This is a genomic window from Cytobacillus massiliigabonensis (assembly GCF_900199725.1).
In the GTDB taxonomy this organism is placed as follows: domain Bacteria; phylum Bacillota; class Bacilli; order Bacillales; family Cytobacillaceae; genus Cytobacillus; species Cytobacillus massiliigabonensis.
Map to the genome: position 1 here is coordinate 1,983,840 of NZ_LT904904.1, position 26,754 is coordinate 2,010,593.

General features: G+C 36.6%; 31 protein-coding genes, 1 pseudogene and 1 riboswitch. Of the genes and pseudogenes, 17 read left to right on the forward strand and 15 right to left on the reverse strand.

The features are described from left to right. Window positions 1-232: 232 nt before the first annotated feature. Complete coding sequence (locus tag C1726_RS20945) at window positions 233-1,417, reverse strand: IS256 family transposase (RefSeq protein ID WP_102272155.1); 1,185 nt, start codon at window positions 1,415-1,417, stop codon at window positions 233-235. 244 nt (window positions 1,418-1,661) lie between these two features. Further along, complete coding sequence (locus C1726_RS20950) at window positions 1,662-2,456, reverse strand: EcsC family protein (RefSeq protein ID WP_102274924.1); 795 nt, start codon at window positions 2,454-2,456, stop codon at window positions 1,662-1,664. A 177-nt stretch (window positions 2,457-2,633) separates the two neighbouring features. Here C1726_RS20950 and C1726_RS20955 point away from each other — a divergent pair, with 177 nt between their 5' ends. After that, window positions 2,634-3,935 (forward strand): NCS2 family permease, encoded by a 1,302-nt coding sequence (locus tag C1726_RS20955; RefSeq protein WP_102274925.1) that lies wholly within the window; start codon window positions 2,634-2,636, stop codon window positions 3,933-3,935. Between the two features lie 196 nt (window positions 3,936-4,131). Here C1726_RS20955 and C1726_RS26795 read toward each other — a convergent pair whose 3' ends face one another. From C1726_RS26795 to C1726_RS20985, 7 genes and pseudogenes are all read right to left on the reverse strand, one after another. Next, window positions 4,132-4,266 (reverse strand): hypothetical protein, encoded by a 135-nt coding sequence (locus C1726_RS26795; RefSeq protein ID WP_268877035.1) that lies wholly within the window; start codon window positions 4,264-4,266, stop codon window positions 4,132-4,134. A 13-nt stretch (window positions 4,267-4,279) separates the two neighbouring features. Beyond that, window positions 4,280-4,615: a tyrosine-type recombinase/integrase gene (locus C1726_RS20960; protein WP_102274926.1), complete on the reverse strand. Its 336-nt coding sequence runs from the start codon at window positions 4,613-4,615 to the stop codon at window positions 4,280-4,282. A gap of 3 nt (window positions 4,616-4,618) precedes the next feature. Continuing rightward, a complete protein-coding gene (locus C1726_RS20965) occupies window positions 4,619-5,017 on the reverse strand; it encodes a site-specific integrase (RefSeq protein WP_102274927.1) in 399 nt (132 codons plus the stop codon). Between the two features lie 10 nt (window positions 5,018-5,027). Further along, window positions 5,028-5,357, reverse strand: coding sequence for a hypothetical protein (locus C1726_RS20970; protein ID WP_102274928.1), 330 nt, complete (start codon window positions 5,355-5,357; stop codon window positions 5,028-5,030). Window positions 5,358-5,428: 71 nt separating this feature from the next. Then, a pseudogene (locus C1726_RS20975) lies at window positions 5,429-5,689 on the reverse strand (excalibur calcium-binding domain-containing protein). Between the two features lie 23 nt (window positions 5,690-5,712). Continuing rightward, complete coding sequence (locus tag C1726_RS20980) at window positions 5,713-6,228, reverse strand: hypothetical protein (RefSeq protein WP_102274929.1); 516 nt, start codon at window positions 6,226-6,228, stop codon at window positions 5,713-5,715. Window positions 6,229-6,258: 30 nt separating this feature from the next. Continuing rightward, on the reverse strand, window positions 6,259-6,342 hold the full coding sequence (locus tag C1726_RS20985; protein ID WP_235822875.1) for an SHOCT domain-containing protein: 84 nt from the start codon (window positions 6,340-6,342) through the stop codon (window positions 6,259-6,261). Window positions 6,343-6,802: 460 nt separating this feature from the next. On the opposite strand from C1726_RS20985, the gene C1726_RS20995 reads away from it, so the two are divergent. Continuing rightward, a complete protein-coding gene (locus tag C1726_RS20995; RefSeq protein ID WP_102274932.1) occupies window positions 6,803-7,696 on the forward strand; it encodes an ATP-binding protein in 894 nt (297 codons plus the stop codon). 351 nt (window positions 7,697-8,047) lie between these two features. Here C1726_RS20995 and C1726_RS26800 read toward each other — a convergent pair whose 3' ends face one another. Next, entirely contained in the window at window positions 8,048-8,182 is a 135-nt protein-coding gene (locus C1726_RS26800) for a hypothetical protein (protein WP_268877036.1), read from the reverse strand. A gap of 123 nt (window positions 8,183-8,305) precedes the next feature. On the opposite strand from C1726_RS26800, the gene C1726_RS21005 reads away from it, so the two are divergent. The 3 genes from C1726_RS21005 (at window position 8,306) to C1726_RS27040 (ending at window position 10,203) form a co-directional block, all read left to right on the forward strand. Continuing rightward, window positions 8,306-8,674 carry a YopX family protein gene (locus tag C1726_RS21005; RefSeq protein WP_180968258.1) on the forward strand — a complete coding sequence of 123 codons (369 nt, stop codon included), beginning with the start codon at window positions 8,306-8,308 and terminating at the stop codon, window positions 8,672-8,674. A gap of 336 nt (window positions 8,675-9,010) precedes the next feature. Continuing rightward, a complete protein-coding gene (locus tag C1726_RS21010; RefSeq protein ID WP_235822816.1) occupies window positions 9,011-9,961 on the forward strand; it encodes a DNA cytosine methyltransferase in 951 nt (316 codons plus the stop codon). After that, window positions 9,958-10,203: a DNA cytosine methyltransferase gene (locus C1726_RS27040; protein ID WP_216629076.1), complete on the forward strand. Its 246-nt coding sequence runs from the start codon at window positions 9,958-9,960 to the stop codon at window positions 10,201-10,203. The genes C1726_RS21010 and C1726_RS27040 overlap by 4 nt, the downstream gene beginning before the upstream one ends. A gap of 170 nt (window positions 10,204-10,373) precedes the next feature. On the opposite strand, the gene C1726_RS26990 is transcribed toward C1726_RS27040, so the two are convergent. Together C1726_RS26990 and C1726_RS21020 are read right to left on the reverse strand one after the other, a co-directional pair. Beyond that, a complete protein-coding gene (locus C1726_RS26990) occupies window positions 10,374-10,835 on the reverse strand; it encodes a CBO0543 family protein (RefSeq protein ID WP_102274935.1) in 462 nt (153 codons plus the stop codon). A 208-nt stretch (window positions 10,836-11,043) separates the two neighbouring features. Continuing rightward, window positions 11,044-11,502: a hypothetical protein gene (locus C1726_RS21020; protein ID WP_102274936.1), complete on the reverse strand. Its 459-nt coding sequence runs from the start codon at window positions 11,500-11,502 to the stop codon at window positions 11,044-11,046. A gap of 247 nt (window positions 11,503-11,749) precedes the next feature. Between C1726_RS21020 and C1726_RS21025 the strand changes: the two genes are divergently transcribed. Further along, window positions 11,750-12,016 (forward strand): hypothetical protein, encoded by a 267-nt coding sequence (locus tag C1726_RS21025; protein WP_102274074.1) that lies wholly within the window; start codon window positions 11,750-11,752, stop codon window positions 12,014-12,016. A 99-nt stretch (window positions 12,017-12,115) separates the two neighbouring features. After that, window positions 12,116-12,730 carry a hypothetical protein gene (locus C1726_RS21030; protein ID WP_102274075.1) on the forward strand — a complete coding sequence of 205 codons (615 nt, stop codon included), beginning with the start codon at window positions 12,116-12,118 and terminating at the stop codon, window positions 12,728-12,730. Between the two features lie 525 nt (window positions 12,731-13,255). On the opposite strand, the gene C1726_RS21035 is transcribed toward C1726_RS21030, so the two are convergent. Then, window positions 13,256-13,639 carry a hypothetical protein gene (locus C1726_RS21035; protein ID WP_102274076.1) on the reverse strand — a complete coding sequence of 128 codons (384 nt, stop codon included), beginning with the start codon at window positions 13,637-13,639 and terminating at the stop codon, window positions 13,256-13,258. Between the two features lie 773 nt (window positions 13,640-14,412). Between C1726_RS21035 and C1726_RS21045 the strand changes: the two genes are divergently transcribed. Continuing rightward, the gene (locus C1726_RS21045) at window positions 14,413-15,027 is read left to right on the forward strand and encodes a hypothetical protein (RefSeq protein WP_102274075.1); all 615 of its coding nucleotides are present in this window, start codon (window positions 14,413-14,415) and stop codon (window positions 15,025-15,027) included. Window positions 15,028-15,552: 525 nt separating this feature from the next. On the opposite strand, the gene C1726_RS21050 is transcribed toward C1726_RS21045, so the two are convergent. Beyond that, window positions 15,553-15,936, reverse strand: coding sequence for a hypothetical protein (locus tag C1726_RS21050; protein ID WP_102274076.1), 384 nt, complete (start codon window positions 15,934-15,936; stop codon window positions 15,553-15,555). A 697-nt stretch (window positions 15,937-16,633) separates the two neighbouring features. Between C1726_RS21050 and C1726_RS21060 the strand changes: the two genes are divergently transcribed. The 6 genes from C1726_RS21060 (at window position 16,634) to C1726_RS21085 (ending at window position 22,231) form a co-directional block, all read left to right on the forward strand. After that, window positions 16,634-16,846, forward strand: a complete 213-nt coding sequence (locus C1726_RS21060) for an XtrA/YqaO family protein (RefSeq protein ID WP_102274938.1) — start codon at window positions 16,634-16,636, stop codon at window positions 16,844-16,846. A 224-nt stretch (window positions 16,847-17,070) separates the two neighbouring features. Then, a riboswitch (FMN riboswitch) is annotated at window positions 17,071-17,215 on the forward strand. A 128-nt stretch (window positions 17,216-17,343) separates the two neighbouring features. Further along, window positions 17,344-18,435, forward strand: a complete 1,092-nt coding sequence (ribD, locus tag C1726_RS21065; protein ID WP_102274939.1) for a bifunctional diaminohydroxyphosphoribosylaminopyrimidine deaminase/5-amino-6-(5-phosphoribosylamino)uracil reductase RibD — start codon at window positions 17,344-17,346, stop codon at window positions 18,433-18,435. A gap of 4 nt (window positions 18,436-18,439) precedes the next feature. Next, a complete protein-coding gene (gene ribE, locus C1726_RS21070; protein ID WP_102274940.1) occupies window positions 18,440-19,096 on the forward strand; it encodes a riboflavin synthase in 657 nt (218 codons plus the stop codon). Window positions 19,097-19,121: 25 nt separating this feature from the next. Then, window positions 19,122-20,315 (forward strand): bifunctional 3,4-dihydroxy-2-butanone-4-phosphate synthase/GTP cyclohydrolase II, encoded by a 1,194-nt coding sequence (locus C1726_RS21075; protein WP_102274941.1) that lies wholly within the window; start codon window positions 19,122-19,124, stop codon window positions 20,313-20,315. Between the two features lie 17 nt (window positions 20,316-20,332). Continuing rightward, entirely contained in the window at window positions 20,333-20,803 is a 471-nt protein-coding gene (gene ribH, locus C1726_RS21080; protein WP_102274942.1) for a 6,7-dimethyl-8-ribityllumazine synthase, read from the forward strand. Between the two features lie 183 nt (window positions 20,804-20,986). Then, entirely contained in the window at window positions 20,987-22,231 is a 1,245-nt protein-coding gene (locus C1726_RS21085; protein ID WP_102274943.1) for an EAL and HDOD domain-containing protein, read from the forward strand. A gap of 38 nt (window positions 22,232-22,269) precedes the next feature. Here the strand turns inward: C1726_RS21085 and C1726_RS21090 are convergent, their stop codons facing one another. Continuing rightward, the gene (locus C1726_RS21090) at window positions 22,270-24,096 is read right to left on the reverse strand and encodes a DNA ligase D (protein WP_102274944.1); all 1,827 of its coding nucleotides are present in this window, start codon (window positions 24,094-24,096) and stop codon (window positions 22,270-22,272) included. A 145-nt stretch (window positions 24,097-24,241) separates the two neighbouring features. Between C1726_RS21090 and ku the strand changes: the two genes are divergently transcribed. From ku to C1726_RS21105, 3 genes are all read left to right on the forward strand, one after another. Next, window positions 24,242-25,072 carry a non-homologous end joining protein Ku gene (gene ku / locus C1726_RS21095; RefSeq protein WP_102274945.1) on the forward strand — a complete coding sequence of 277 codons (831 nt, stop codon included), beginning with the start codon at window positions 24,242-24,244 and terminating at the stop codon, window positions 25,070-25,072. 122 nt (window positions 25,073-25,194) lie between these two features. After that, a complete protein-coding gene (locus C1726_RS21100; RefSeq protein WP_102274946.1) occupies window positions 25,195-25,743 on the forward strand; it encodes a glycerol-3-phosphate responsive antiterminator in 549 nt (182 codons plus the stop codon). Window positions 25,744-25,911: 168 nt separating this feature from the next. Beyond that, window positions 25,912-26,736: an MIP/aquaporin family protein gene (locus tag C1726_RS21105; RefSeq protein WP_102274947.1), complete on the forward strand. Its 825-nt coding sequence runs from the start codon at window positions 25,912-25,914 to the stop codon at window positions 26,734-26,736. The last annotated feature ends 18 nt before the right edge of the window (window positions 26,737-26,754 follow it).

Consider the following 26,754-nt stretch of genomic DNA (forward strand, 5'->3'; position numbering starts at 1 on the left):
CAGTCAAGTCCTGAATTTTGTGTAAAAAGTGTCAACAATAAACTTCGACATAATCAAAACTATAATAAGTGGACTACACTATTTCGAATTTACATTGAGGGGCGGGCATGATAGCCTGGAGGGCAAGCCAGGGGTTGTTAAACTCCTGGCTTCCTGGCTTTACATCATGCCCGCGGAGGCTCAATGTCAATTCGAAATTAGGCCGTCCAACATACCTAAAACAACTTATCATCTAATTTCTTTGGTATGGAGTATTCCCTACCTTTATTTTTTTGTTTGCTTGTTGTTCTGCAATATCCATTAAAAGTGCCCCTATTAATCTAAACGCTGACTGTGTATTGGGAAAAATCCTTATAACTTGTTCCCTTCTCCTAACCTCTTGATTTAATCGTTCCAATGAATTTGTACAGTGAATATAAAGGTGATATTTCGAAGGTTCGTTTAAGTATTGAATGGCATCTTCGAAGCCATCTTCTAACGTCGATATTGCCTTATCTAGTTTTGGATTTTCTGCAAAATGCTTCACAAATTCCTCTTTAAATTCTCTAGCATCCTCAATTGTTACAGCGTCAAATATTCTCTTTAAGCCAATTTTTACGTCATCCATGTCTTTTTTTGGCAAATGATTAAAGATATTACGTTTAAAATGCACGGAGCAGCGTTGCCAAGTAGTCCCCACAAATTCTTCGGTAATAGCCTTTTTTAAGCCCTTATGTGCGTCAGATATGATTAGTTTAGGTGATTGAAGACCACGAGATTGTAAGTACTGAAAAAATCTTTGCCAAGCCTCATAGCTCTCAGCGTGATCTACTTTTAAACCCAGGATTTCTCGACCATTTTGTTCATTAATGGCGGTTGCAATATAAACTGCCTTAGATACAACACGGTTATGTTCCCTTACTTTAATATACATGGCATCTGCAAACATGTAGGGATAATACATTGTATTTAGGGGCCTATTTGTCCACGTGTTAACAATGGGATCTAACTTTTCTGTTAGTGAAGAAACAAAAGACTTTGAAACGCTCACTCCACATAATTGTTGAATAATATTTTTGACCTTCCGAGTAGATACCCCATTCACAACCATCTCAAGCATGGAAAGGACAAAAGCTTGGTCACACCGGGAATATCTTTCAAAAACGGATGGTGAAAATTCCCCATTACGTGTACGAGGTACCTTTAAGGTTATTTTACCAATATTCAAAAGTAGACCACGTTCATAATAACCATTCCGAGAGTCCTGCCGGTCAGGAGTACGTTCGTAAGCTCCAGCTTGTAAATAATCATCACGTTCTTTTTCCATCACTGTATTTAACACTAGAACTACAGAGGCTTTCATAACGGCGCCTAAATCAGAATTCATAACGGCGTCTTTTAAATCTTCAATATTTAGGTTAAACTGAATTTGAGTCAAAATAAGTTCCTCCTCATTGTTTTCGTCGCTGTTAACATTGTAGACAAGAGGAATTATTTTGACTCCTTTTCTTTTTACACAATTATATGGGCTTAATCCAAAGCATGTTTGAAAAACTATAAAAAAGTCCTTCATCAAGGGTATGAAGGACAAAATTTAGTAAGAGTACGTGTGAAAGGTCTTTCACAATTCTTATCCTCGGACTATTTGATATCTTACAATTGAAATTCGTACCTATACCATTTTAATCAGCTAACCGTTCTTTAATTCTTCTCTTCCGGTAAAGCATCATGCCAGCTTCAGCAATATCGTTAACAGCTGAGCGATTGATGAAAGCGCCAAATAGCAAACCAGCAATTGGAATCATCTGAAATAGCTTTTTCCAGCCAACCTGATCCCGGTAAGTGAATACGACTTCACGCCAGCCTTGAAGTTCTGAAATAACCTCTCTCTTTGCCTGTTCATCTTCCGGCGAGTCGATGAGGGAAAGCTGATTTAAGATCGCCTTTTTCCCGACAATATCGGAAGAGACAAACTGAAGAACTTTAACAATGTACATTCGTTCCTTTTTATCATCCGGATTATAGCCGTAGCATATCGCAATATCCTGAAGCGTTTTTAACTGCATACCAAGCAGTAAGGGGATATCAATGGTTAGCGTAAAGATGCCTCCGATTCCCGTACTCGCCCCTTGAACAGTGGCAAGTCTTTTGCGGTTTCCGGTTAGCTTTGTAACTGTTTGATCCATTTCTAGAATCGGAATTGCTGCAACATCTTCTAAATTTTCCACATCTCGATTCGGGTAATAAGACTTAACGGAAGAAACGGAGCTTAAATAGCTTCCTCCGGATTGTACATACTGACCTAATTCATCCAAGATCACACCGATCTTATTCTGCAGAAAAGCAGGCGTAAACTTGTCCAGTATTTTAAAGGGAAGTCGACCGATTTTCTCCCAAAACCATAAATCACTTTGGTCCTTTTCCCAATCCTCGCTCTTTTTCAGTTCCTCTAGTAATTGTTCTTTCGTTTCATTCACAGTGCATGTATCCTTCCGTTTTTAAGATATACTTTTATACGTGACAACATACGAAAAAGATTCATTCCTATTGGCAAAGTGAAAAATTTTTGTTAAAATATTGCCTTGTGGCTCACCTGAATTATTCAGGGGGAGCGGGTAGGGAGAGGGCTAATTGAATAGTTAGGTCGTTTCATCATGAAGAAAAACTGGTTTACCCATTTCTTTCAGCTTGAGGAAAATCAGACTTCGATTAAACGTGAAGTTCTGGCAGGGATGATTGGCTTTTTTACAATCGTATATATTATTGCCGTTAACTCACTGATTTTATCGGAAGCTGGGATTCCGCTTGAAGCAGCTATTTTTGCAACGATTATTACATCTGTTGTTGGCTGCCTATTAATGGGCTTTTGGGCTAATGTGCCAATTCTTCTTGTACCGGGCATGGGGATAAATGCATTATTTTCTTATACCATTGTTCAATCAATGGGAATGTCTTGGCAGGAAGCGTTAGCCGTCGTCTTTGTTTCTGGTTTAATCTTTACTTTTGTTGCCTTTTCTCGTTTTTCGACTGTCTTAAGTGAATCCATTCCACAATCATTGAAGGAAGCAATAACTGTGGGACTTGGCTTATTTTTAATGCTGATCGGACTAGAAAAGGGCGGGATTGTCGAGAAAGGGACAAATTCAATCATTGCTCTAGGTGAGCTTGGAGAACCGCAAGTGCTTGCGACCATTCTTACTTTCCTGATAGCCATTATTCTTTTTATGCGCAATACGCCGGGTAACTTTTTGATTACGGTAGTTGCGGGCTCAGTGATTGCATGGTTATTTGGCTTGATTGACTTTACGCAAACAGAGGAGAAGGCATTCTCATTATCGGATTATATGGAAGTTTTTGGTGCCATGTCATTTGATAATATCTTATCAATTACCTTCTGGATTGCGGTCTTTTCATTAACGATGGTTCTTGTGTTTGAAAATATCGGTTTGGTTCATGGCCATGTTTCATTTATTAATCGTTCCGATAGGTTTACTCGCGCTTTCCAGGCAAATTCGATATCAGCGATGCTATCTGGGGTATTTGGAACAAGTCCAACTGTGGCAACTGTTGAGAGTACGGCTGGTATGGCTGCAGGAGGCAGAACAGGATTAACGACAATCATTACTGGGTTGCTCTTTTTACTCTCTGCATTTTTTATTCCTGTTATTAAGCTGATTCCAAATAGTGCCATTGCACCGATTTTAATGATTATTGGCGGATTGATGCTGCAAAATATTCGTAATCTTGATTTGAAAGACTTAAGTGAAAGCTTTCCAGCGTTTTTTATCATTGCAATGATACCATTTACGTATAGCATTGCAGATGGAATCGCTGTTGGCTTTATCCTTTATCCGATTCTCAAAATTGCGATCGGTAAAGCAAGGGAAGTTTCCTTATCCTTGTATGTTATTGCAGGACTCTTTCTTTTTAATTTTGTTTTTCATGTGATAGGTTAATAGATTGTAAATAAATGAAAGAAGCACTTTTGGGTGCTTCTTTTTTTGAATCTAAAAGGCTTTAAATTGTTTATTTTGTCTTCACATGATAAAATGCAACTAATCGAATAGATATTCCTTCGGGGCAGGGAGGACATAAACCACCTGCCTCATTATTGTATACAGCTAAAAAGATTGATATAACAAGGTTTGCAAACTATTGATTTTCATCTTGAATAGCTCTTGTTGACGAAAAGGTTTGGATTGAATTTGTTGAAGCTGTTTGCTGAAGCATCTGACGTCTTTTTTGATACATGCCCATATGTATCAGATGTTGTTCTAAAACTGGCATGTCCAACCCTTTTTTATATAGTCTTTAAGTTTACTCCTTCCTCAATTAACAGGGCAACCATTGTATGGCGCATGTCATGTAAACGTAAACCTTCAAAGCCGTATTTTTCCCGAAACTTTATCCATTCATTTGTTGCTTTTTGCGGATAGTACGGGCGTCCGAATCCAGAATGAAAAACAAACTCTCTATTTCCCCCGGCCCATAAATCACCTGTTGCCTCTTTATCTTTAATCCATTCTTCCTGAAATAATCTCATTTCATCCATATACCAACTTGGCATTGACACATGTCTACTTACACCTGTTTTAGTTTCCTTAATAACTGGTATTCTATTTTCGAATATAGGAATATTCTATGTAACACTTATAAAATTCTCTTTAAAATTAAAGTATTCCCACTCTAGAGCAAGGTTTTCACCACGCCTCAAACCACCTATCATAGCAGTAATGAAATACATTCGCCATAAAAGATCAATATTCTTTAATGCAGCAAGTAAATCAAACGCACCGTTTTCATCAAGGTAATTCATTTCTTTCTTTTTTATTCGAGGCCGCCTTAGATCTTGCATAGGACTTTCTTTGATTAATTGCCATTCCTTTGCTCGGTCAAATAAGCTTCGGAATGCTTTATCGACTTGATAAATAGAAGAATCAGCTAATCCTCCAGATTTGTTATCCTTTCTGCTGCCGTCCTCCCCGAGCATGTCAAGTAAGTTAATGATATGGATCGGTTTGATACTATCTACTCTCATATGGCCAATGTTAGGGGGAGATGTGATTCAGCATCAATCCCAATTGTTCTATGCGTGTTTTATCCCCTAAATGTTTTATTGCGAATTTCCGATACCATTCATCAATAAAGTCTTTTAATAACATTTTTTCAGGAGCGATATAATCTCCAGCTTCGACTACTATTTTAAATTTGGCAAGTTCGAGTTCGAGGTGATCCCGTAATTTTTTCTTTGTTTTAAGTAGGGCTTCATCTTCTACACGTACAGTCCTGGTACGCCGAATTCGCTTTCCTTGGGCGTTATATCCAGCTTCCACAACTAATAACCAAGAGTTTTCTCCTCTTTTTTGGATGCTAGCCATCGTTTCTCCTCCTTTTTTAGGAATATACGTTCTGTTTTATGTTGAAAAGAAAAGCCCAAAAAGGGCAAATCTTATCTTACGCAAGCAATACCGTCTTTGTCTCGGTCTTTATCCTTATTAGCGTTATAAAGCTCTTTAGAAACATGCGGTTTGTATTTAGTTTTACCGCCTTTATTTTTAGAGGAAGAAGATTCTGCGACACCGCCTTTATAATCCTTATTTAACTCTTTTCAGTTTTTATAACTTTTTGCTGCAGCTTGAGCAGTATCTGTAGTTGTTGATAACCCAAAAATTAGTCCTATTCCTAGTACTACTGGCAACAATTTTTTCATAGATAATACCTCCATCCATATATTTATAAAAATGGTCTAACATCAAATGAAATTTTAATAGTTTCTATATTATTACCATCATAAAGCGACCATACTTCATCAACTTTTTCTGATACCTTTTGGTAGCGCCATGCTGCACCAGTATCAGCAACCTTTGTGATATTTTCACCAGGAGTAATTCCTAATTGTTTCAAATAGTTCTCAAAGGATGTTTTTTCAAATTGCGATTCTTTGTTATCGCTAGGATAAATATTGATTCTGATTAAACGATCTTTATCATCAAAGTGAAATTCTGAATAATATCCAATCCAATCATATTCCAACGCAGTTAATACATGTTTAACCATCGATGGAGATTCATAGTTCCATGTGTCAATAGACTTAGGTTCACCAATTTTTTCTTTCACAAAGGCCTGATTTACCAATGAAAACTGTTCGACGTTTAAAATTGGTTTAATGCTTTTATTGCTAGTTGTTTCGCTGCATGCGGTTAAGAATAATAAACAGATTGCTATAAAGAAGACAGAGAGTTTCCTCATTATTAACTCCTTCGCTATTTCATTAAATACTTATAAACTTAGTAACTCCTTCTTCTTATTCTCAAATTCCTCAGAGGTGATAATTCCATCGTCAAGTAAAGTTTTGAATTTCAAGATTTCATCTGCCGTGGACAGAAACGTCCAGTCATGTGGACAAAAATGTCCACTCTAATAAAGATATTCCAAAGATAAACAATACTACTACTAATACAATTAAGGAATTTGACCCTGTAGATTTAGTAGCTGAAAAATATATCGATTTACGAACCATGCAAGAAGGCAAGCCTGTATATCCTACCACAAAGGACTACGAAGCAATCGCCCAGATTATCGCCCGTACGGTGCCGCCCGTACAAATAATCAAATTGCTAGAGCAGTGCTTTCAGGAATACACAAAGAGAAATCCTAAAGGTTGCATAAAGGCCTTTTAATTACTGCGAGAAATACATTCTTGAACACTATGAAGCTATTAAAGCCAAGGATGAAGCTAAGAAGGTTGCGAAAAAGAGGATTCCTGATAATGGTGAAGGCGACAGGAAGAATCGAAGAAGTACTCTAGTCCCTAAGAAGCCGGATGACTCAATCACAGGCAATAGGGTTGGTAGAATCCGAAGAAGAAACGTATAGCTGCCCTAAATGTAAAGATAAGCGAATTATTATTTATAGGGTTCATAAAGACACTGACTGGTTGGAAGATACAAAACTGATTAATGGCAAAGTACACACTTGGCAATATCCAGCTGAAATGGTTGCAGAAGATGATTTTCTCTCCGGAAAAATATGTGAACCAGCTAAAGCATGGGAATGGGGCGATACTTTTTCAAAACAGTGTGATTGTGCTGCAAATGTCCGCTCACAAAAGTTTTTGAATGCTAGTGAAATCACAGATGAATTTAAGCAACTGGGATTTGAAAATTTCATAACTGAGAATAAACCCTCCGTTATTTTAGATGCTTATGAGTGTGCTTTAGAGTACTTTCAAGAGTTTAAAGAAATTAGAAGAGGAAGATCCAACAGTATAGCGTTGCATGGGCAACCTGGAGCAGGAAAGACCCACTTGCTAACGGCTATATCAAACAACTTAATTAATCGGCTTAATGTACCAGTCTTATATTTCCCCTATGTTGAGGGATTCAATGATTTGAAAGATGACTTTGACAGGCTGGAAGAAAAACTTGAACGTATGAAAAATGTTGATGTGCTGTTCATTGATGATCTGTTTAAGCCAGTAAAGGGAAAGCCAAGGGCTACTGAATGGCAAGTAGAACAAACATATGCAGTCATCAATTATCGATACTTAAATCACAAGCCAATCCTTGTTTCTTCAGAACTTACAGTGGATGAACTAGTTGATGTAGATGAGGCATTGGGGACTAGAATTTATCAAATGTGTCAAGACTTCACGGTTGTGATTCAAGGTGATAGGAAAATCTTAAATCATAGATTGGTAGATGCACCAAATGTGTAATTTGTGCAATGGAACAGGTATTATTCATGATTATGGCAGCTGCTATTCATCATTTCATGGTTGCTCGAATTGCGGACCAATGTCTGAAGAACAATGGCAGGTAAGGATTAAAGCTATATATGATCGCGTGACAGCAAGAAAGGCTGAACTTGAACGGATAAATTTAGTAAAAGAGGTGTGCTGATTGATGAAAAGAAAATCCATATAGCAAAAAGCACGGTGTATTGTATCAAGCAGCTGGAGCTTACGAGTTTAAGGGATTAGCAGTAGCAGCAAACTAATTTTGTATTATGTTTATTAAATTATTTAAAAGTTAATAAAGCGCTAAGAAACTTAGCGCTCCAGACAAAATTAATCTGTTGGACACATGTTCTCATCTTTAGCTGGCCAACCGCAAGCTGATGCTTCGGAAGTAAAGGCAGGTGTTGCTGAGATAGATACTACAAAACCAAATGCCAAAGTTATGTAAAGTAGTTTCTTTTTCATAATTTCACCCCTTTCCAGTTACTAACTAATTATAACAAATATTGGTAGCCCATCGAAATAAATAATTCGTAAAAATCAGACAATTTAATATACAAATCGACACAGTAGTTAGGAGGAATGAACGTGCGTGAGATAAAGTATCGTGGTAAACCGATTGAAGATTACGGTGATATTAAATGGTTTGTTGGCAGTTTGATTTTAAGTTATGAAGATGAATTGGCTTACAGTGAAGCAGATGGCCAAGGTACTGTTCCTGTTGAGTGGGAATCCGTCGGACAATACACAGGTCTAAGAAATATCCATAACAAAGAAATTTTCGAAGGCGATGTGTTGCAGGATGATGAAAACTTCAAATGGATCGTGAAATATAAACTAGGTTCATTTGTAGCTGAATGCAGTGAGTTAATGGCTGAACAGCTACTAAATACGATCAATCTTTATTGTAAAATCATCGGCAACATTTACGAAAATCCAGAGTTAATCAACTCTTGAATCATAAAAATAACCACGAAGAGTGGTTATCGATTCTTGAGTGATTCCAGCAAGTTAGTTACTGTCATGTGATGATAAACCGTCATCGAAATAAGAACAATGCTAAAAATAGATGATAATACCGTACTTAAGAGTAAGCCCTTAACAGTATTTTGATTAAACAATCGTATCATTCCTATCTTTGTTGGATATTTCAATGATTAGTATTTATAAATTCGCATGAAATATACACTGTTTCAATTCTTAAATTTAACATAACAAAGGAATTATTAAGTTTACTAGGCGGTGATCGGTATCAAATTCCTAGATTTATTTGCAGGGATTGGTGGTTTCAGAATGGGAATGGAAATGGCTGGTCATGAATGTATCGGTTATGTAGAGATTGATAAATTTGCTAGAAAAAGCTATGAAGCTATTCATGATACGAAAGGAGAATGGACAGCCCATGACATTACAACAGTTTCAGATGAGTCTATTCGAGGAATCGGACATACAGACGTTATCTGTGGAGGATTTCCGTGTCAGGCTTTCTCGGTTGCTGGAAAGCGAAAAGGTTTCGAAGATACTCGCGGAACTCTTTTCTTTGAAATTATGCGCTTCGCATCTATTCTCAGACAACGCTATTTATTCCTTGAGAATGTCACAGGACTCCTCAACCACGAGGGCGGTAATACGTTTGAGACAATCCTCAGAACCTTGGATGAAGTCGGGTATGATGCAGAATGGGATGTGCTTAACTCTAAAGACTACGGGATTCCACAAAACAGAAAGAGAGTGTTCATTATCGGACATCTTAGAGGAGGAAGTACCAGAAAAGTATTTCCTATCGAAGGAGCAGACAGAAAGACTAGTTTACCAGTTAAAGTAGTGGCTCACAGAGAAGGATATAGAAGAAATCTTCAAACTTTCGCTCCAGATGGAATTACAGAAGCTTTGGACACTTGTCAAAGGGGTGGAAGAGGCCACCATGTAATGGTGAAAGGCAATGTAAATCCTTCTGGAAATGGAATGAATGGACAAGTTTACGACAGTGAGGGATTAGCGCCTACCTTGACTACAAATAATGGAGAAGGAAACAAAATTCTTGTTCGCCCTGTCCTTACTCCGGATCGATTAGAAAAACAGCAAAACGGTAGAAGATTTAAAGAGCCTGGAGAGCCAATGTTTACTTTGACAGCACAGGATAGGCATGGAGTAGCAATATTAAGACCAACAAGAACGGAATACGGTAAAAAATCAGAAAATTATATGAAAAGGGAGAAATACAAGAAAGTCGCCATAATATGACTAAGTTAGAACCAAGACCCGATGGAATAAGCAATACGATTACAACTGTACAGAAAGATAATTATTTAAAAGATGGATTTAGAGTCAGAAAATTAACTCCACGTGAATGTTGGAGATTGCAGAGTTACCCAGACTGGGCTTTCGATCAAGCAGCAGCTGTTAATTCGGACAGCCAACTTTATAAACAAGCTGGCAATGGCGTTACGGCTAATGTTATATACGAAATTGGGAAAAAGTTATGAAACATAAGAGTAAAAATGCTAATGAAAAAAAGAGCCATTTATGGCTCAGAAGCAAACTGATTGGCTAAGGATATTTTGTTCAGATTATTATATGTAGTTATCCAAGTAGTGACTTAGGACAAGCTGGCAGAAACTTGAGCTTTAGGTTTCATGAGAAAAGTATTAACCAATTAAGAATCCTTATTTTTATTTAGAGATTTAAGAAATTTAAAGTGCAATAATTGAAGCCACAATAGAAAAGGATATGAGATAGCTGAATACTGGTATTTCCAACCATTGTAATAAAAATAACCAGCCACAATTGAGATATATTCGAAAACCAAACTAAAAATAGTCCACCCAATAATGTAAAGTAACTTAATCATTAATGGTTTTTTACTCGGATAGAAATTTATGAACACAATACCTGCAACCGGAAAGAAAACTAAAATCGGCAAGAAACCTAAATATTGGACACCAGGAGAAATATAGCCATACAGATGATATTTAATGTCTAAAACTACATCTACCATCAAGCCTATCAGAATTGAAAATAATGCGATTGTGTATTGTTCAGACTTCGATATATTTTTGGGAATCAGATACAGCACTAATATAAAAATAAAACAAAAGAAAATTAGGAGGAAGGTCATTTTATATCGTTCCCTATAAAAAAGAATTAAAAATTAGTTTATCCAATCATGAACAAATAATGCAAAAAAGTTTGAATTTCAATTTGAAGAAGATTTTCAACTTCGTGATGGATGAATAGATCATCAACTTAATAAGCAGCGAGTATCTTAAGGGTACAATAAGCGAAATTAAAAAAAGAGAGGTCCAACCTCTCTAGGGTAAAATAATTTACTGTTGAAAGACGAATTGTTCTTTATATTTACGATCAGTTTTGTCATCCTTTTCTGCCCAAGTAACAAAAACTTTTAACTTTGATGCTTTAGTATATAAAGGAAAGTTGTGATGTTCAAAAGCTGGTTTTAAAGGTTTATTTCCCTTATAGTCAACAGTAAAAAGTTCATATTCTGTTGTTGAGTTTGGGTGATCTCTATAGACTTCAATTCTAATTAATTCAACGTTGTCTTTGTTACTAATGTTATTAATGACCATACTGTATACATTATATAAGTCTGGTCTATCTGATTTGTTGAGGCTTGTGTCCTTTGCATTAGGTTTCCCAATTACAATTTCCCATTTTTCAGATGTTTCGGTTGCCGGTAACTTTTCTAATGATTCTGCATAAGAACAAATTGGCGACAATGATAAAAGCAAGCCTACATAGGATATTTGTATTAATAGCTTTCTCATTTTTGACACATCCTTTATATTTTAAAATTAGTTTGTTATATTTAACACCTTTTATTCCCTAGAAATGTAACATATTTTGTCGCAGTTCGAAATCAATACGAAACAAAATGATAGGAGTGTTGCTTTATCTATAACGGTAATGAAATAAAAGGAGCCCTTGTTTTAGCAGCCGTTTTATTAATAGCATTTGGAGCAGCAATTGGAGCTTTTCTATTTTGGGTTTTTAGTTGATTAGGAGGGAAAGAGGATGCCGGAAAGTGCATTTAAAGGAACGGTTAAAGAAGGATTTGAGCGTCGTTTCACTGTCATTAATGAGCGAGATTTTGAAAAATATGTACCTAGAAGATCAAAGGAAGATTTCCGCATTCAATTCAATAATGTTGCAGGCTGGATTGAATACGGAAGGGAGAAGGAAGGTAAGTATCCTTTTAACAACTATGTAGTTATTAATCTTGATGAACCTTACATTGGTGAAGTTATTGAGATTTTAAAGCGTCATGATCATTGGGGTTAATAAACACAAGGTAGGTTCTGTATAAATGTAATAGTCGTCCAATCCTTATTAAACTCACAAACATATTTTATAAGATGAAATGTTTATGAGGTGATTGATATGGCTCACAATAACCAACCTTTTCAGGGGTGCTGTCCACTTAGTCCTGGTTCAAAACCGCCAAAGCTCCCAAGATTAATTGGTCCTCCAGGCTCACCTGGACCTCAAGGTATTCAAGGTCCTCCAGGCCCACCTGGGCCCCAAGGAATTCAAGGAATTCAAGGAATACAAGGCGAACAAGGCCCAGGAGTAACTCCTGCATTCGGTTCATTGTATGGGGATATTACAATTAGAGAAGTTATGGTAGGTGGTCTTATAGAGTTTGATCCACCTGCTGGACCTAGTTTAAATACTTTGCCAAATCCCGCAACGAATACTATTGCTATCCAAATGAATGGTGTTTATGAAATTAGCGCTGACATCACCGTATTGCTAGAATCCGGAGAATCCGTTGGATTCTGGATTGAAGGCAGTTCCACTGGAATGATTGTAGGATCCAGAATCGATACCTTTATTAGCAGCATACAAGGAGATATTGTTATGGTAAACACAATAGGAAGGACAGTTCAAACAAATTTAATTGCAGGAGAAACGGTGTTTATAAGGGCCGTATCTGAGGCTGGTAGTGCCCGATATAGATCTGCGTCGCTTACTGTAAATCGTATCGGACCATAATTATGGTCATTGAGAAGGAGATTAGTTCAACCTATAACGAACCCAAAAATATTATTTAAAGTTTGGTTAGGATTGTCACATTCCGAGTATTTAGCGAAACGATATGATAGGAAAATAAATCATATGTAAAGCTGACTAACTAAATAAAACTTAGAAAGTCAGCCTATATAAGTATTATTTATCAAACTCACACTTGCTTGTGCCTATTGAACATCCTTGCGGTTCTATTTATGCAGCTGAAGCAGAAGTAGCTCCGAATAAAGCTGCAAAGAATAGGATGATACCGAGTTTCTTTTTCACTTTAAACTAAACAAAAGATAGGAAGAGTTTAATAACCACGATATGAGAGGAAAAATTAAGGTTTATTTAGAGTAATTGTAAGAGGAGTAAATAGTTATTCTTAAGATAATGGTGGATAAAAGTGAAAAAGGATTCTGCTTTTAGCCCCTTTATCCTCTTTTCAAAAATTTATGGTTCAGCTAAAAACACATTTAGGAAACGTTGGTGATCAGCTTACAGCTAATACTAGCACTGCTCATACATTTTTATATCCTTTAAACGGCTATATGCAAAAAATGGTCCTAGTATCCAACCAAAGGAGAACATAAGGAAAATAGTAACTGCAAAAGAAAAAGCCCAACCATCTCTCTGCTCTCTAAAAGTATATGGTAAGTTTTTATCGAATTTGTGAGAGTTTAATTCCGATTTCATCATTTTTTTCCAAACATATACGAAACCTAACGGATATAATGTACAGGCAATTAGAGTATATATTCCAAACCATGTAAAAAAGTATGAAAGGTCCGTAGAAGGTTCTTCAATTATTTTTATAACAAAAACTATATCAAAAAATAAGCCTACTAATAAACATATTATTATTTTTCTCTTTTCTTTTTGATAAAGACTCACCTTTAATCCCTCCAGATTTTTGTTAGATCCTAATGAAATTTTTCTTATCGCTATTTTAGAATATAGTGCAATATCAGGATAATATTAGCATAATTATTACAAGTATAGTAAAAAAGTTATATTTAAATAAAAATATATAAAATTATTTAAAGGGAATAAATCACTTGGCAAATTTGAAAGAATAAACTTTACTGGTGGGTAAGAAGAGGGAAGAGAAAATGAAGGTTTGATTACCTCGGAACAACTGTCGTGGTTTGATTATTATAGAAACAAAAGATAGAAGGTTCTTGAGTTGACAGGAAAAATGGAGAGTGTCGCAATTTAAAATGTGAAGCCGAGCAAGAACCTGAATCTTGAGTGTAGTCAATTATGTGGAGGATTGGTCTTGCTCGGTATAAATTAAAGTACCCTTAGTTGATTTTAATATGCGTAATCTAAGTATGAAAAAGCTAAATGCTTTTCTTCATCCTACAATTACTGCATTCTCTTATTAATTTGCCGTTGCTAATGGAACTATGGAAATGCGCCTTACTGCAATTATCACACCGACCACTAATCTTATCTGGATAATCTATGTAGTTATAAATAATAGTCAAATCAATTTCTTTTTCTATGATGATCCCGCCTTTAACCAAAATAAAAAAGCCAGGACTCTTCCTGACCTACCCACTCAAATTATATCACGGGANTTCTGTATAAATGTAATAGTCGTCCAATCCTTATTAAACTCACAAACATATTTTATAAGATGAAATGTTTATGAGGTGATTGATATGGCTCACAATAACCAACCTTTTCAGGGGTGCTGTCCACTTAGTCCTGGTTCAAAACCGCCAAAGCTCCCAAGATTAATTGGTCCTCCAGGCTCACCTGGACCTCAAGGTATTCAAGGTCCTCCAGGCCCACCTGGGCCCCAAGGAATTCAAGGAATTCAAGGAATACAAGGCGAACAAGGCCCAGGAGTAACTCCTGCATTCGGTTCATTGTATGGGGATATTACAATTAGAGAAGTTATGGTAGGTGGTCTTATAGAGTTTGATCCACCTGCTGGACCTAGTTTAAATACTTTGCCAAATCCCGCAACGAATACTATTGCTATCCAAATGAATGGTGTTTATGAAATTAGCGCTGACATCACCGTATTGCTAGAATCCGGAGAATCCGTTGGATTCTGGATTGAAGGCAGTTCCACTGGAATGATTGTAGGATCCAGAATCGATACCTTTATTAGCAGCATACAAGGAGATATTGTTATGGTAAACACAATAGGAAGGACAGTTCAAACAAATTTAATTGCAGGAGAAACGGTGTTTATAAGGGCCGTATCTGAGGCTGGTAGTGCCCGATATAGATCTGCGTCGCTTACTGTAAATCGTATCGGACCATAATTATGGTCATTGAGAAGGAGATTAGTTCAACCTATAACGAACCCAAAAATATTATTTAAAGTTTGGTTAGGATTGTCACATTCCGAGTATTTAGCGAAACGATATGATAGGAAAATAAATCATATGTAAAGCTGACTAACTAAATAAAACTTAGAAAGTCAGCCTATATAAGTATTATTTATCAAACTCACACTTGCTTGTGCCTATTGAACATCCTTGCGGTTCTATTTATGCAGCTGAAGCAGAAGTAGCTCCGAATAAAGCTGCAAAGAATAGGATGATACCGAGTTTCTTTTTCACTTTAAACTAAACAAAAGATAGGAAGAGTTTAATAACCACGATATGAGAGGAAAAATTAAGGTTTATTTAGAGTAATTGTAAGAGGAGTAAATAGTTATTCTTAAGATAATGGTGGATAAAAGTGAAAAAGGATTCTGCTTTTAGCCCCTTTATCCTCTTTTCAAAAATTTATGGTTCAGCTAAAAACACATTTAGGAAACGTTGGTGATCAGCTTACAGCTAATACTAGCACTGCTCATACATTTTTATATCCTTTAAACGGCTATATGCAAAAAATGGTCCTAGTATCCAACCAAAGGAGAACATAAGGAAAATAGTAACTGCAAAAGAAAAAGCCCAACCATCTCTCTGCTCTCTAAAAGTATATGGTAAGTTTTTATCGAATTTGTGAGAGTTTAATTCCGATTTCATCATTTTTTTCCAAACATATACGAAACCTAACGGATATAATGTACAGGCAATTAGAGTATATATTCCAAACCATGTAAAAAAGTATGAAAGGTCCGTAGAAGGTTCTTCAATTATTTTTATAACAAAAACTATATCAAAAAATAAGCCTACTAATAAACATATTATTATTTTTCTCTTTTCTTTTTGATAAAGACTCACCTTTAATCCCTCCAGATTTTTGTTAGATCCTAATGAAATTTTTCTTATCGCTATTTTAGAATATAGTGCAATATCAGGATAATATTAGCATAATTATTACAAGTATAGTAAAAAAGTTATATTTAAATAAAAATATATAAAATTATTTAAAGGGAATAAATCACTTGGCAAATTTGAAAGAATAAACTTTACTGGTGGGTAAGAAGAGGGAAGAGAAAATGAAGGTTTGATTACCTCGGAACAACTGTCGTGGTTTGATTATTATAGAAACAAAAGATAGAAGGTTCTTGAGTTGACAGGAAAAATGGAGAGTGTCGCAATTTAAAATGTGAAGCCGAGCAAGAACCTGAATCTTGAGTGTAGTCAATTATGTGGAGGATTGGTCTTGCTCGGTATAAATTAAAGTACCCTTAGTTGATTTTAATATGCGTAATCTAAGTATGAAAAAGCTAAATGCTTTTCTTCATCCTACAATTACTGCATTCTCTTATTAATTTGCCGTTGCTAATGGAACTATGGAAATGCGCCTTACTGCAATTATCACACCGACCACTAATCTTATCTGGATAATCTATGTAGTTATAAATAATAGTCAAATCAATTTCTTTTTCTATGATGATCCCGCCTTTAACCAAAATAAAAAAGCCAGGACTCTTCCTGACCTACCCACTCAAATTATATCACGGGAGGGGTCCACTTGAAAGAAGCTGCCAGGCTGAAAACGATAGAAATTAATCCTAGGACAAATATACTAGAAGTTGATATAATGGAACAAAAAGGAAGCTTTGCTATTGTTGTGTGTGATGGGAAGGCTCGGCTAATTGAATTGCCGATTCATGGTGAGACGAAAATAATAACACATCTAGGCAAGGTCAAGAGGGTTAAGTTTGATGAAGGGGAAGAGTTTTAGTGCTGGGGAAATTTAAATTTTTTTTCGAGTTTTTATAATAGGAATGCTGTGTAGAAGAAAAGACAAGAGCCCCATTTATTAAGGAGGCTCATTCAATTCAGTTGACGAAATGTTGACGAACTTAGTCAACAACCATCTTTTTCTTCAAATTAGAACGGATTCAAAATCCAGAAACCTTGACATTAATGGTATTCGTCCTAGATAATAAGTGTACAATCGAATAGATATTCCTTCGGGGCAGGGTGAAATTCCCAACCGGCGGTGATGAGGGCGACCTCTTAGTCCGTGACCCGGTTTCAACTATTGAAAACGGTGGATTTGGTGAAATTCCAAAGCCGACAGTTAAAGTCTGGATGGGAGAAGGAATGACTAGTTTGCGTAAAAATTGTATTGTTTTACGCTTCTTTGGTTATGTATTTTTTGCCCCGTACATGTTTGTGCGGGGCTTTGTTTTTTCTGGAGAAATCAATTGATGAAAGGAGTATGTGAAGAGTTGTATGCAAGATGAAGATTATATGAACTTGGCATTAAAGATGGCACAATCAACGATAGGGCAAACAAACCCTAATCCGGTAGTTGGAGCTGTTGTTGTTAAGCGCGGTCAAATTATTGGAATGGGTGCTCATTTAAAGGCTGGAACCCCTCATGCGGAAGTACACGCCATTCGGATGGCTGGGTCTGAGGCGAAGGGAGCAGAACTGTACGTTACACTAGAGCCTTGCAGTCATTACGGAAGAACACCTCCCTGTACAGAATTAATTTGTAAATCAGGCATTAAGCGAGTCGTTGTTGCGGTGCTTGATCCAAACCCTCTTGTTGCAGGTAAAGGGATTACTATGCTGAAAAAAGCTGGTATAGAAGTAGAGGTGGGCATCGGAAAAGAACAAGCCTATGCAATGAATGAACCATTTTTTCATTTTATTCAAACAAACACCCCTTACGTTACAATCAAAGCGGCAGCATCTTTAGATGGAAAGACTGCTGCAAAAACTGGTGACAGCAAATGGATTACCTCTCCAGAATCCAGATTAGATGTTCATCAACTTAGACATGCAAACGATGCAATCCTAACAGGAGTGAATACGATTATTCACGATAATCCACATTTAACCACCAGACTGCCCCAAGGTGGAAAAAATCCCATTCGATTGATATTAGATACACATTTACGGACACCTGTTGAATCCAATGTTATTCAGGATAGAGCCGCAAAAACAATTATATTTACAGGAAATAGTATGGATGAAAGGAAGGCAAAAGAAATCCAGAAATATGGTGTAGAGGTTTTTCCTTTCTCAACACCCACTGTACTGATTCCGGAAGTATTAAATGAACTTGGAAAAAGGAACATCATGTCTGTTTTAGTAGAAGGAGGGTCAGAAATTCATGCCTCCTTCGTCGAAAATGATGCATTTCAGCAAATCATTATGTATGTTGCACCATTAATTATTGGCGGAAAAGAGGCCATCCCTTTTATTGGGGGAACAGGCATTGAGCTCGTGAAACATGCAAAGAAGCTAATATTTGAATCCATTGAGAATATTGGAAGAGACATAAAGCTAGTAGCCAAGCCTCTAAAGGAGGGGTAAGTTATTGTTTACAGGAATTATTGAAGAACTAGGCACAGTGAAGAGAGCTGTCAAAAATGGAAAGACGATAAAGTTAACAATTAAGGCATCAAAAATAATAGAAGATGTTCATTTAGGAGACAGTATTGCCGTCAATGGTGTCTGTTTAACTGTTACAGATTTGAATGGAAAAGAGTTTTCCATGGACGTCATGCCTGAAACATTTAATGGGACCTCTTTATCATCTGTTAAAGAACAAACAAAGGTAAATTTAGAAAGAGCGATGGCGGCTAATGGGAGGTTTGGGGGACATTTTGTCACAGGTCATGTAGATGGCACTGGTCAAATCCTAAAAAAGTCAGTTAGTGAAAATGCTATATATATTGATATCTCTGTCCCAAATTCATTCAGTCATCTCCTTTTAATGAAAGGTTCAATAGCGATAGATGGCATCTCTTTAACGGTATTTGGGATAACGGATGATTCGGTTACAGTTTCAATTATTCCGCATACAGCAAAAGAGACTGTCCTAGATTTAAAGCATCCAGGGGATTCTGTCAACATTGAGTTTGATATGTTAGCTAAATATTTGTTTTCTTTTATGAATAAACATCAAAAGGATACGAGCCCTAAACAAACGTTGTCAGAAAACTTTCTTAAAGAACACGGATTCCTTTCTTAAAAGAAGACAATTGGAGGTAAATGATATGCTTAGTGAAATAGAAGAAGCCATAGAAGATTTAAAGTCGGGAAAGGTCATTATAGTTTGCGATGATGAAGACAGGGAAAATGAGGGTGATTTTGTTTCAATTGCACAGTATGTAACGCCGGAAACAATCAATTTCATGGCCAAAGAAGGAAGGGGCCTAATTTGTGTCCCTATTGCAGAATCATTGGCTAAAAAGCTGGATTTGCATCCAATGGTAACTAGTAACACGGATAGCCATAAAACAGCTTTTACGGTCTCAATTGATCATAAAGACACCTCAACTGGGATTAGTGCATTTGAGCGTGCATTAACAATTGAGAAAATGCTTGATAAGAGTGCCTCTCCAACAGATTTTAATCGTCCAGGCCATATTTTTCCTCTTGTTGGCAAGGAAGGCGGCGTTCTTAGGAGAGCAGGCCATACGGAAGCAGCTATTGACCTTGCTATCCTAGCAGGAGCTGAACCAGCAGGAGTTATTTGCGAAATAATGAAAGACGATGGAACAATGGCCCGAATGAATGACCTTGAAGAGGTTGCCAAACAGTACGATTTAAAAATAATTACAATTAAACAATTAATTGAGTACCGGTACAAGCATGAAAACCATGTTAAAAGAGAAGTGGAGATTCAGTTGCCGACAGAGTTTGGATTATTTAAAGCAGTTGGCTATTCGAATTCGATAGATGGGAAGGATCATGTAGCCTTAGTTAAGGGAGAAATCACAGGGGATGAACCAGTTTTATTGAGGGTCCATTCTGAATGCTTAACAGGTGATGTGTTTGGCTCTAACCGCTGTGACTGTGGTCCTCAATTAGAGGCGGCACTAGCACAAATTGAGAAAGAGGGAAAAGGCATTCTTCTTTATATGAGGCAGGAGGGCAGAGGAATTGGTCTTCTTAATAAGTTAAAAGCTTATAAGCTTCAGGAAGAAGGATATGATACCGTCGAGGCTAACCATAAACTGGGATTTGCAGATGATTTGCGTGATTATGGGGTTGGGGCACAAATACTAGTTGATTTAGGAGTAAGGAAAATGAGACTCTTAACAAACAATCCGCGTAAAATAGCTGGTCTGGGAGGATATGGTCTTGAAATAACAGAGCGTGTGCCATTGCAAATGCCAGCGAAAAAAGAAAATGAATCATACCTTAAAACAAAAAAATCCAAGCTTGACCATTTATTAACTTTTTAATTAGGGAGAGATGTTTTATGAAAAAGGTAATTGAAGGCCATTTAGTTGGTACAGGATTGAAAATGGCTATTGTGGTTTCCCGTTTTAATGAATTTATTACTGGGAAATTATTAAGTGGTGCAGAAGATGCCTTAAAAAGGCATGGTGTGAAAGAAGAAGACGTGACGATTGTTTGGGTGCCAGGGGCATTTGAAATTCCGCTTGCAGCTAAGAAACTTGCTCAATCAGGAGCATATGATGCAATCATTACACTAGGAACTGTGATTCGTGGGGCAACACCTCATTTTGATTATGTAAGTAATGAGGTTGCCAAGGGAGTTGCGTCCACGGGGATGGAAAGTGGTATTCCAGTTATTTTCGGCGTTTTAACAACAGATACAATTGAACAGGCGATCGAACGTGCAGGAACGAAAGCGGGCAATAAAGGCTGGGATTCTGCTGTGGGAGCAATAGAGATGGGGAATTTATACAAACAGCTGATGAACTAGACATTCTCATAGAATAATAATGTAATGGGGTACTGTTGAATTCAGTACCCCATTTTGATGACAGAAGAATTAAAATGTGAGAGAATATTTTTGTAATCAACATATTTCGACTTTTTAAATATTTGTTTTCGTATATAATGAAAAAAGTGTAAAATTTGTTAATTTTTTGTCGGAGGTAAAATGATGGAAGTTTTTGTTGCAAGGCAGCCGATTTTTAATCTAACAGAAGAAGTGTTTGGTTATGAACTTCTTTATCGAAAGGATAAAAAAGAGAATGCTTTCCCGGAAGTAGATGGAGACCAGGCAACCACTGAACTTATTATAAATAGCTTTTTAAGTATAGGGATTGATAAGCTTTCTAACGGCAAACCTTGTTTCATTAATTTTACAGAAAATTTGCTTAAGTTAGGTCTTCCAACTTATTTTAGACCGCGTGAAATCATTGTAGAAATTCTAGAAACGGTTATCCCTAGTCCAGAGCTGATTGAAATATGTATGGATTTAAAAGCACAAGGCTATCGAATCGCATTGGATGACTTTATATTGAATGAATTAAATCCATATACTCATGATCTTTTAAAATTTGCGGATATTCTAAAAGTAGATTTTTTATTCACTCCCATTGAAATGAGAGAGAAGATCGAAGCGATTGCGAAAGACTTAAATATTGAGCTGGTCGCTGAAAAGGTTGAAACAAGAGAAGCGTTTGAAGATGCAAAGAAACGGGGCTATCATTACTTTCAGGGGTATTTCTTTGCAAAGCCCGTAATAATATCGACACATGATGTACCGACATATTTCCATTCGTATTATGAAATGATTCAAAATTTATCGATGACTGAACCAAATATTGACCGAATTACCGAGTTAATTGAACGGGATATTTCTTTATCGTATAAGTTATTAAAGTTAATTAATTCTCCAGCTTTTAGACCGAAGCAAAAAATTAATTCGATCCGTCAGGCTGTTGTCTTACTGGGATTAATTGAGCTCCAAAAGTGGATATATGTACTTGCTGTTCGGGAATCATCGATAGGAAAGCGAGAGATTTCACAAGAAATGATCCATATTAGCTTGACAAGAGCAAGAATGTGTGAGGAAATTGAAAAAATTAGACAGAATCGTCCATCATCTCCAAGTAATTTTATGACGGGAATGTTTTCAATGGTAGATTCATTATTATGCATGCCTATGGATATGATTCTAAAGGATTTACCACTTGAGGAGGAAATTTGCGAGGCGTTAACGGGAAAAGATAATCAGCTGAAAGATGTCCTAGATCTTGTACTCGCAGTCGAAAAAGCAGAGTGGGCGGTAATTAGTGAAAAATGTAAAGAGTTAACAATTGATGAGAAAGATTTATTTAAAATATACGCCGAATCGCTAAGCTGGGCGAATGAGCTCAGTTTTGGAGAACAATTGATTTAACAGCAGAAGACCTGCCATTTGATGCTGGCAGGCTTTCTCTATTTTTTTAAGAAATCTAGTACCGGCTGAAACTTTTGTTTTTCCTTCACTGCAAAATATTGATGGAAAGGGTCGCCGAGTTGATTAATTCTTTTTATAATCGCAGGAATTTGAAAATCAGTAATTTGTAAATGATCATTCACTTCCTCCCAATGAAGAGGAGCTGCAACTGTGGCTTCTTTTGTTCCTCTTGTTGAATAGGGAGCAATAATTGTTTTCCCTTCTGCATGTTGAATATAGTCAACATAAAGCCGATTGCCGCGATTTTTTTTCATCCGTTCTATTGTAAAAGAATCTGGTTCTTTTGAAACTAAGTAATTCGCAATAAAGGATGTGAATAATCTCGTTTCTTCATATGTAAACGTATTTTCCGGGAGAGGAAGATATATTTGCAGTCCTTTATTTCCGGATGTTTTAACAAAACCAATTAATTCAAGCTGATCGAGAATTTCTTTAATATATTTTGCTGCTTTAATTGCAAGTCCGAATGCTTCTTTTGATGGAGGATCAAGGTCAAATACAATTTCACTTGGTTTTTGATTATGTATTGTTTGAAAAGGGATATGGTATTCAAAAGCAAGCTGATTACCAAGCCATAGCAAGGTTTTTAAATGATTGCAAACAATGTAATTAATTCCATCTGCTCGTTTTGATTCAACATATTCGGGTGCATATTCCGGACAGCTCTTTTGATAAAAGGATTCTCCGAATATTCCGTGAGGGTACCGGATGACTGTTAATAATCGATCTTTTAAAAAAGGAAGCATGTATGGAGAAATCTCTCTTAAATAATGGATGAAATCAATTTTTTGTATAGGAGGATCATCCCATAATGGTTTATTTGGATGGGTAATTTCTACATCCACTGGAAGGTTTTTTTGTCCTTGGATGAATTGATCATATGTACATAAATCTGGTTTTAAATCAAATCTGAATTGATGGAAATGTGGTTCACGCATCTGCTCATCATATATTTCTAAATATTTTATTTCTACACAAATGGCTGGTTCTACATAAATAAATTGACTGTCTTCAGCTGCCTTATTCTCTTTAATGATTTGGGCAAGTGCTCTCTTCTCATCAGGCTTAATGCCAAAGATAAATTGACCAATCGGAATAATTGTCTGGTTTTTGTAAACACCAGTATAAAAGTAGCCATTTGATTTCTCAAATGAGGTGATAAAGCAAGTGGCGTATTTCCAATTTTTATACTTTATCCATAAAGAAGTTCTTTTCCCCTCTTCCCATTTATTATCTTGCTGTTTTGCTACAAGTCCTTCTCCATCATAAAGAGTAACCTTTTCCCAAACCTCAGCAAAATTTTTATAATATGGAAGCATTTGAATGAGCATCGTGCTTTTTTCATCTGGTTTTAAGGGGAGTTCACATTGTTCAAAAAATGTGTGCAATTGTGCTTTCCTAGAAAGATACGGCTCATTTTTTGCTGTCCTCCCGCTTAGTTCTAATACATCAAAAATGAGTAATCTGCAAGGGGAAGCACTTGCTTTTTCTGCAATCCTTTTTTCTGACCGCATTCTTCCTCTTACTTGAATGGAGCCAAAATGTGCCTTATAGGCATTTTCGAGAAAGACCAATTCTCCATCGAATGTGAGAGGCAGAAAAGGGGCAATTTTTTCCTTGGTCGTTTCAAGGTATAATCGAATTTCTGGAAATAATTCTAATAGTGATTTGCCGTTTCTGCTCATAAGAGTCATCTCATTTTCATCCCAATGTAAAATCGCCCGAAACCCATCATACTTCACTTCATAAAGCCACTCTTTCCCTTTTGGAATTTCAAAGGAAAGGCTAGGCAGCATTGGCTTCATATGCTTAAACCTCCTTATGGCATACGTATCTTCTATTTTTTCCAATTATAAAAAAACTAATCGATAAGATTCTTTTTCCATCATTTTAAATGTATGAGTTATGCTTTGTAACACAAATTAAGAACAAAAAGATGGGAGCTTCAATATGCATACAATATGGAAAGGCAGTATTAGCTTTGGACTTGTCAACATTCCGATTAAGCTCCATGCCGCAACGGAAGATAAAGATATCAAGCTAAGAAATCTTCATAAAGAATGTCACTCACCAATTAAATATGAGAAAGTATGTCCTGTCTGTGATGTAGAGGTTAAGACAGAGGAAATTGTTAAAGCATATGAATATACAAAAGGGAAATTTGTCGTTCTTGATGAAGAGGATTTGGAAAAATTAAAAAAAGAGAAAGAAGATAAGGCGGTTGAAATTATTGATTTTGTAAAAATGGAACAAATAGATCCGATTTATTATGATCGTACGTACTATATGTCACCTGGTGATGGCGGGGGGAAGGCTTACTCCTTGCTGCGAAAGGCACTAGAGGAATCTGAGAAAGTTGGATTAGCAAAAATTATTATTCGCTCTAAAGAGCAGCTAGCTGTTCTCCGTGTTTATGAAAAGACACTCGTAATGGAAACGATTCATTACCCTGATGAGGTTCGAAAAGCAGGTGATGTTCCCAATGTTCCAGCAGAAGATAAAGTAACTAAGAAGGAAATTGATACGGCAATTTTGTTAATCGACCAATTAACAACAGACTTTGAGCCAGAGAAATATACGGATGAATACCGGACAGCGCTTCTTGAACTGATTGAATCAAAACGTACAGGGAAGGAAATTGTCACACCGGTTGAAAAAGCGCCTGCTGCAAATGTGACCGACCTTATGGCAGCTCTTCAAGCATCGATTGATAAGACGAAACCGAAGAAGCCTGCGGCAAAAAAGAAACGTGCCTCATCCAAAGTGAAAAAGGAAGCATAGATATTCTTATCATATAAAAGCCGATTTTATTAGAAAAAAATCGGCTTTCTTTCAATTTGTATTGAGTTATTTATTATTTCCTTCTAGTATATGGGATATAGTCAAAAACTGGAGCTGAAAAAATGGAACAAAAAATATTGCCTGCATCTACAACTATGAAGGAATTTGAGCAATTTTTAAAAAGTCCCTATAAAATTGGTGTTTTTTTGGATATGCATATTGCCCAACTAAAAAATGTAAATCAAATGGCAAAAGCATGCAATAAAAAAATGATTTATCATGTTGATATGATTCACGGGATAAAAAGTGATGATTATGCAACTGAATATATTTGCCAAGAGTATAAACCGTTTGGATTAATCTCAACGAAATCTAGTGTCATTTTAAAAGCAAAGCAAAAGGGAGTCATAGCGATTCAAAGGATTTTTCTGATTGATTCCCATGCGCTAGAAAAAAGCTATAAGCTAATAGAGAAGACCAAGCCTGATTATATCGAAGTTATGCCTGGTGCGATGCCGTGGATGATAGAAGAGGTGAATCAGCGGTTAAATACGCCTATTTTGGCTGGCGGTCTTATACGTTCGAAGGAAGAAGTGGAAAATGCATTGAAGGCTGGAGCCTCAGCGATTACGACTTCAAAGATGGATTTATGGGAAATATTTTACGACTAAATCTAATTGACAACGTTTTCATAGAGTTGTATACTCAATTTACAAGTTAATTCTTTTGTGTCGGAGATTAGGAGATTCACACAGTTTTGCCTTCATTAAGGTGTATTCTGTCGTGGGTCTCTTTTTTTTCGTCTAATTCTGCCTTTAGGATGAGAGAGGGGATTTGAGATGTCGGCTTTTATGGGAGAAGTTGTCGGAACGATGATTTTGATATTATTTGGTGGAGGCGTCGTTGCCGGAGCGAATCTAAAGAAAACATTTTCTTTTAACGGAGGATGGGTCGTTATTACAATTGCTTGGGGTTTAGCAGTAACGATGGGCGTGTTTGCGGTTGGTTCGATAAGCGGCGCTCATTTGAATCCGGCTGTTACGATTGGTCTAGCATTGAATGGGGACTTTCCATGGGCAGATGTGCCTGAATATATTATTGCACAAATGATTGGAGGGTTTTTAGGCGGTGTCCTCGTATTCCTTCATTATCTGCCGCACTGGAAGGCAACAGATGACGAGGGTGCGAAATTGGCTGTCTTTTCGACAAGCCCTGCTATTCCTCATACTTTTTCAAATCTATTAAGTGAAGTGATAGGGACTTTTATCCTTGTACTCGGTCTATTATTTATAGGTGCAAATAAGTTTTCAGAAGGTTTAAATCCAATTGCAGTGGGGCTATTGATTGTAGTGATCGGAATGTCTCTTGGCGGTACGACAGGCTACGCAATCAATCCTGCTCGTGATCTAGGCCCTCGTATTGCACATTTTGTGCTTCCGATTCATGGAAAAGGGAAATCAGGCTGGGGCTATGCGTGGATCCCAGTTCTAGGACCAATTATGGGAGGTTCCCTTGGATCAATTTTCTATCAGATTTTCTTTACGGGAAAACTTTCAAATATGTTATGGACAGTTCTAGCTGTTAATATAATAATATTAATCATTGTTTATCTTATGGGGAAAAAAGAGAAAATGAATACAGAATCTTCTAAAGCTGCGGCATAATCGAAAGAATTTAAGATT

Excerpts from the sequence above, each read along its gene's own strand:
- C1726_RS20955 (WP_102274925.1), top strand. The coding sequence starts at position 2,634 with ATGAAGAAAAACTGGTTTACCCATTTCTTTCAGCTTGAGGAAAATCAG.
- C1726_RS26795 (WP_268877035.1), bottom strand. The coding sequence starts at position 4,266 with ATGCCAGTTTTAGAACAACATCTGATACATATGGGCATGTATCAAAAA.
- C1726_RS20965 (WP_102274927.1), bottom strand. The coding sequence starts at position 5,017 with ATGAGAGTAGATAGTATCAAACCGATCCATATCATTAACTTACTTGAC.
- C1726_RS20970 (WP_102274928.1), bottom strand. The coding sequence starts at position 5,357 with ATGGCTAGCATCCAAAAAAGAGGAGAAAACTCTTGGTTATTAGTTGTG.
- C1726_RS20980 (WP_102274929.1), bottom strand. The coding sequence starts at position 6,228 with ATGAGGAAACTCTCTGTCTTCTTTATAGCAATCTGTTTATTATTCTTA.
- C1726_RS20995 (WP_102274932.1), top strand. The coding sequence starts at position 6,803 with ATGACTCAATCACAGGCAATAGGGTTGGTAGAATCCGAAGAAGAAACG.
- C1726_RS26800 (WP_268877036.1), bottom strand. The coding sequence starts at position 8,182 with ATGAAAAAGAAACTACTTTACATAACTTTGGCATTTGGTTTTGTAGTA.
- C1726_RS21010 (WP_235822816.1), top strand. The coding sequence starts at position 9,011 with ATGGGAATGGAAATGGCTGGTCATGAATGTATCGGTTATGTAGAGATT.
- C1726_RS27040 (WP_216629076.1), top strand. The coding sequence starts at position 9,958 with ATGACTAAGTTAGAACCAAGACCCGATGGAATAAGCAATACGATTACA.
- C1726_RS26990 (WP_102274935.1), bottom strand. The coding sequence starts at position 10,835 with ATGACCTTCCTCCTAATTTTCTTTTGTTTTATTTTTATATTAGTGCTG.
- C1726_RS21020 (WP_102274936.1), bottom strand. The coding sequence starts at position 11,502 with ATGAGAAAGCTATTAATACAAATATCCTATGTAGGCTTGCTTTTATCA.
- C1726_RS21025 (WP_102274074.1), top strand. The coding sequence starts at position 11,750 with ATGCCGGAAAGTGCATTTAAAGGAACGGTTAAAGAAGGATTTGAGCGT.
- C1726_RS21030 (WP_102274075.1), top strand. The coding sequence starts at position 12,116 with ATGGCTCACAATAACCAACCTTTTCAGGGGTGCTGTCCACTTAGTCCT.
- C1726_RS21045 (WP_102274075.1), top strand. The coding sequence starts at position 14,413 with ATGGCTCACAATAACCAACCTTTTCAGGGGTGCTGTCCACTTAGTCCT.
- ribD (WP_102274939.1), top strand. The coding sequence starts at position 17,344 with ATGCAAGATGAAGATTATATGAACTTGGCATTAAAGATGGCACAATCA.
- C1726_RS21075 (WP_102274941.1), top strand. The coding sequence starts at position 19,122 with ATGCTTAGTGAAATAGAAGAAGCCATAGAAGATTTAAAGTCGGGAAAG.
- ribH (WP_102274942.1), top strand. The coding sequence starts at position 20,333 with ATGAAAAAGGTAATTGAAGGCCATTTAGTTGGTACAGGATTGAAAATG.
- C1726_RS21085 (WP_102274943.1), top strand. The coding sequence starts at position 20,987 with ATGGAAGTTTTTGTTGCAAGGCAGCCGATTTTTAATCTAACAGAAGAA.
- C1726_RS21090 (WP_102274944.1), bottom strand. The coding sequence starts at position 24,096 with ATGAAGCCAATGCTGCCTAGCCTTTCCTTTGAAATTCCAAAAGGGAAA.
- ku (WP_102274945.1), top strand. The coding sequence starts at position 24,242 with ATGCATACAATATGGAAAGGCAGTATTAGCTTTGGACTTGTCAACATT.
- C1726_RS21100 (WP_102274946.1), top strand. The coding sequence starts at position 25,195 with ATGGAACAAAAAATATTGCCTGCATCTACAACTATGAAGGAATTTGAG.
- C1726_RS21105 (WP_102274947.1), top strand. The coding sequence starts at position 25,912 with ATGTCGGCTTTTATGGGAGAAGTTGTCGGAACGATGATTTTGATATTA.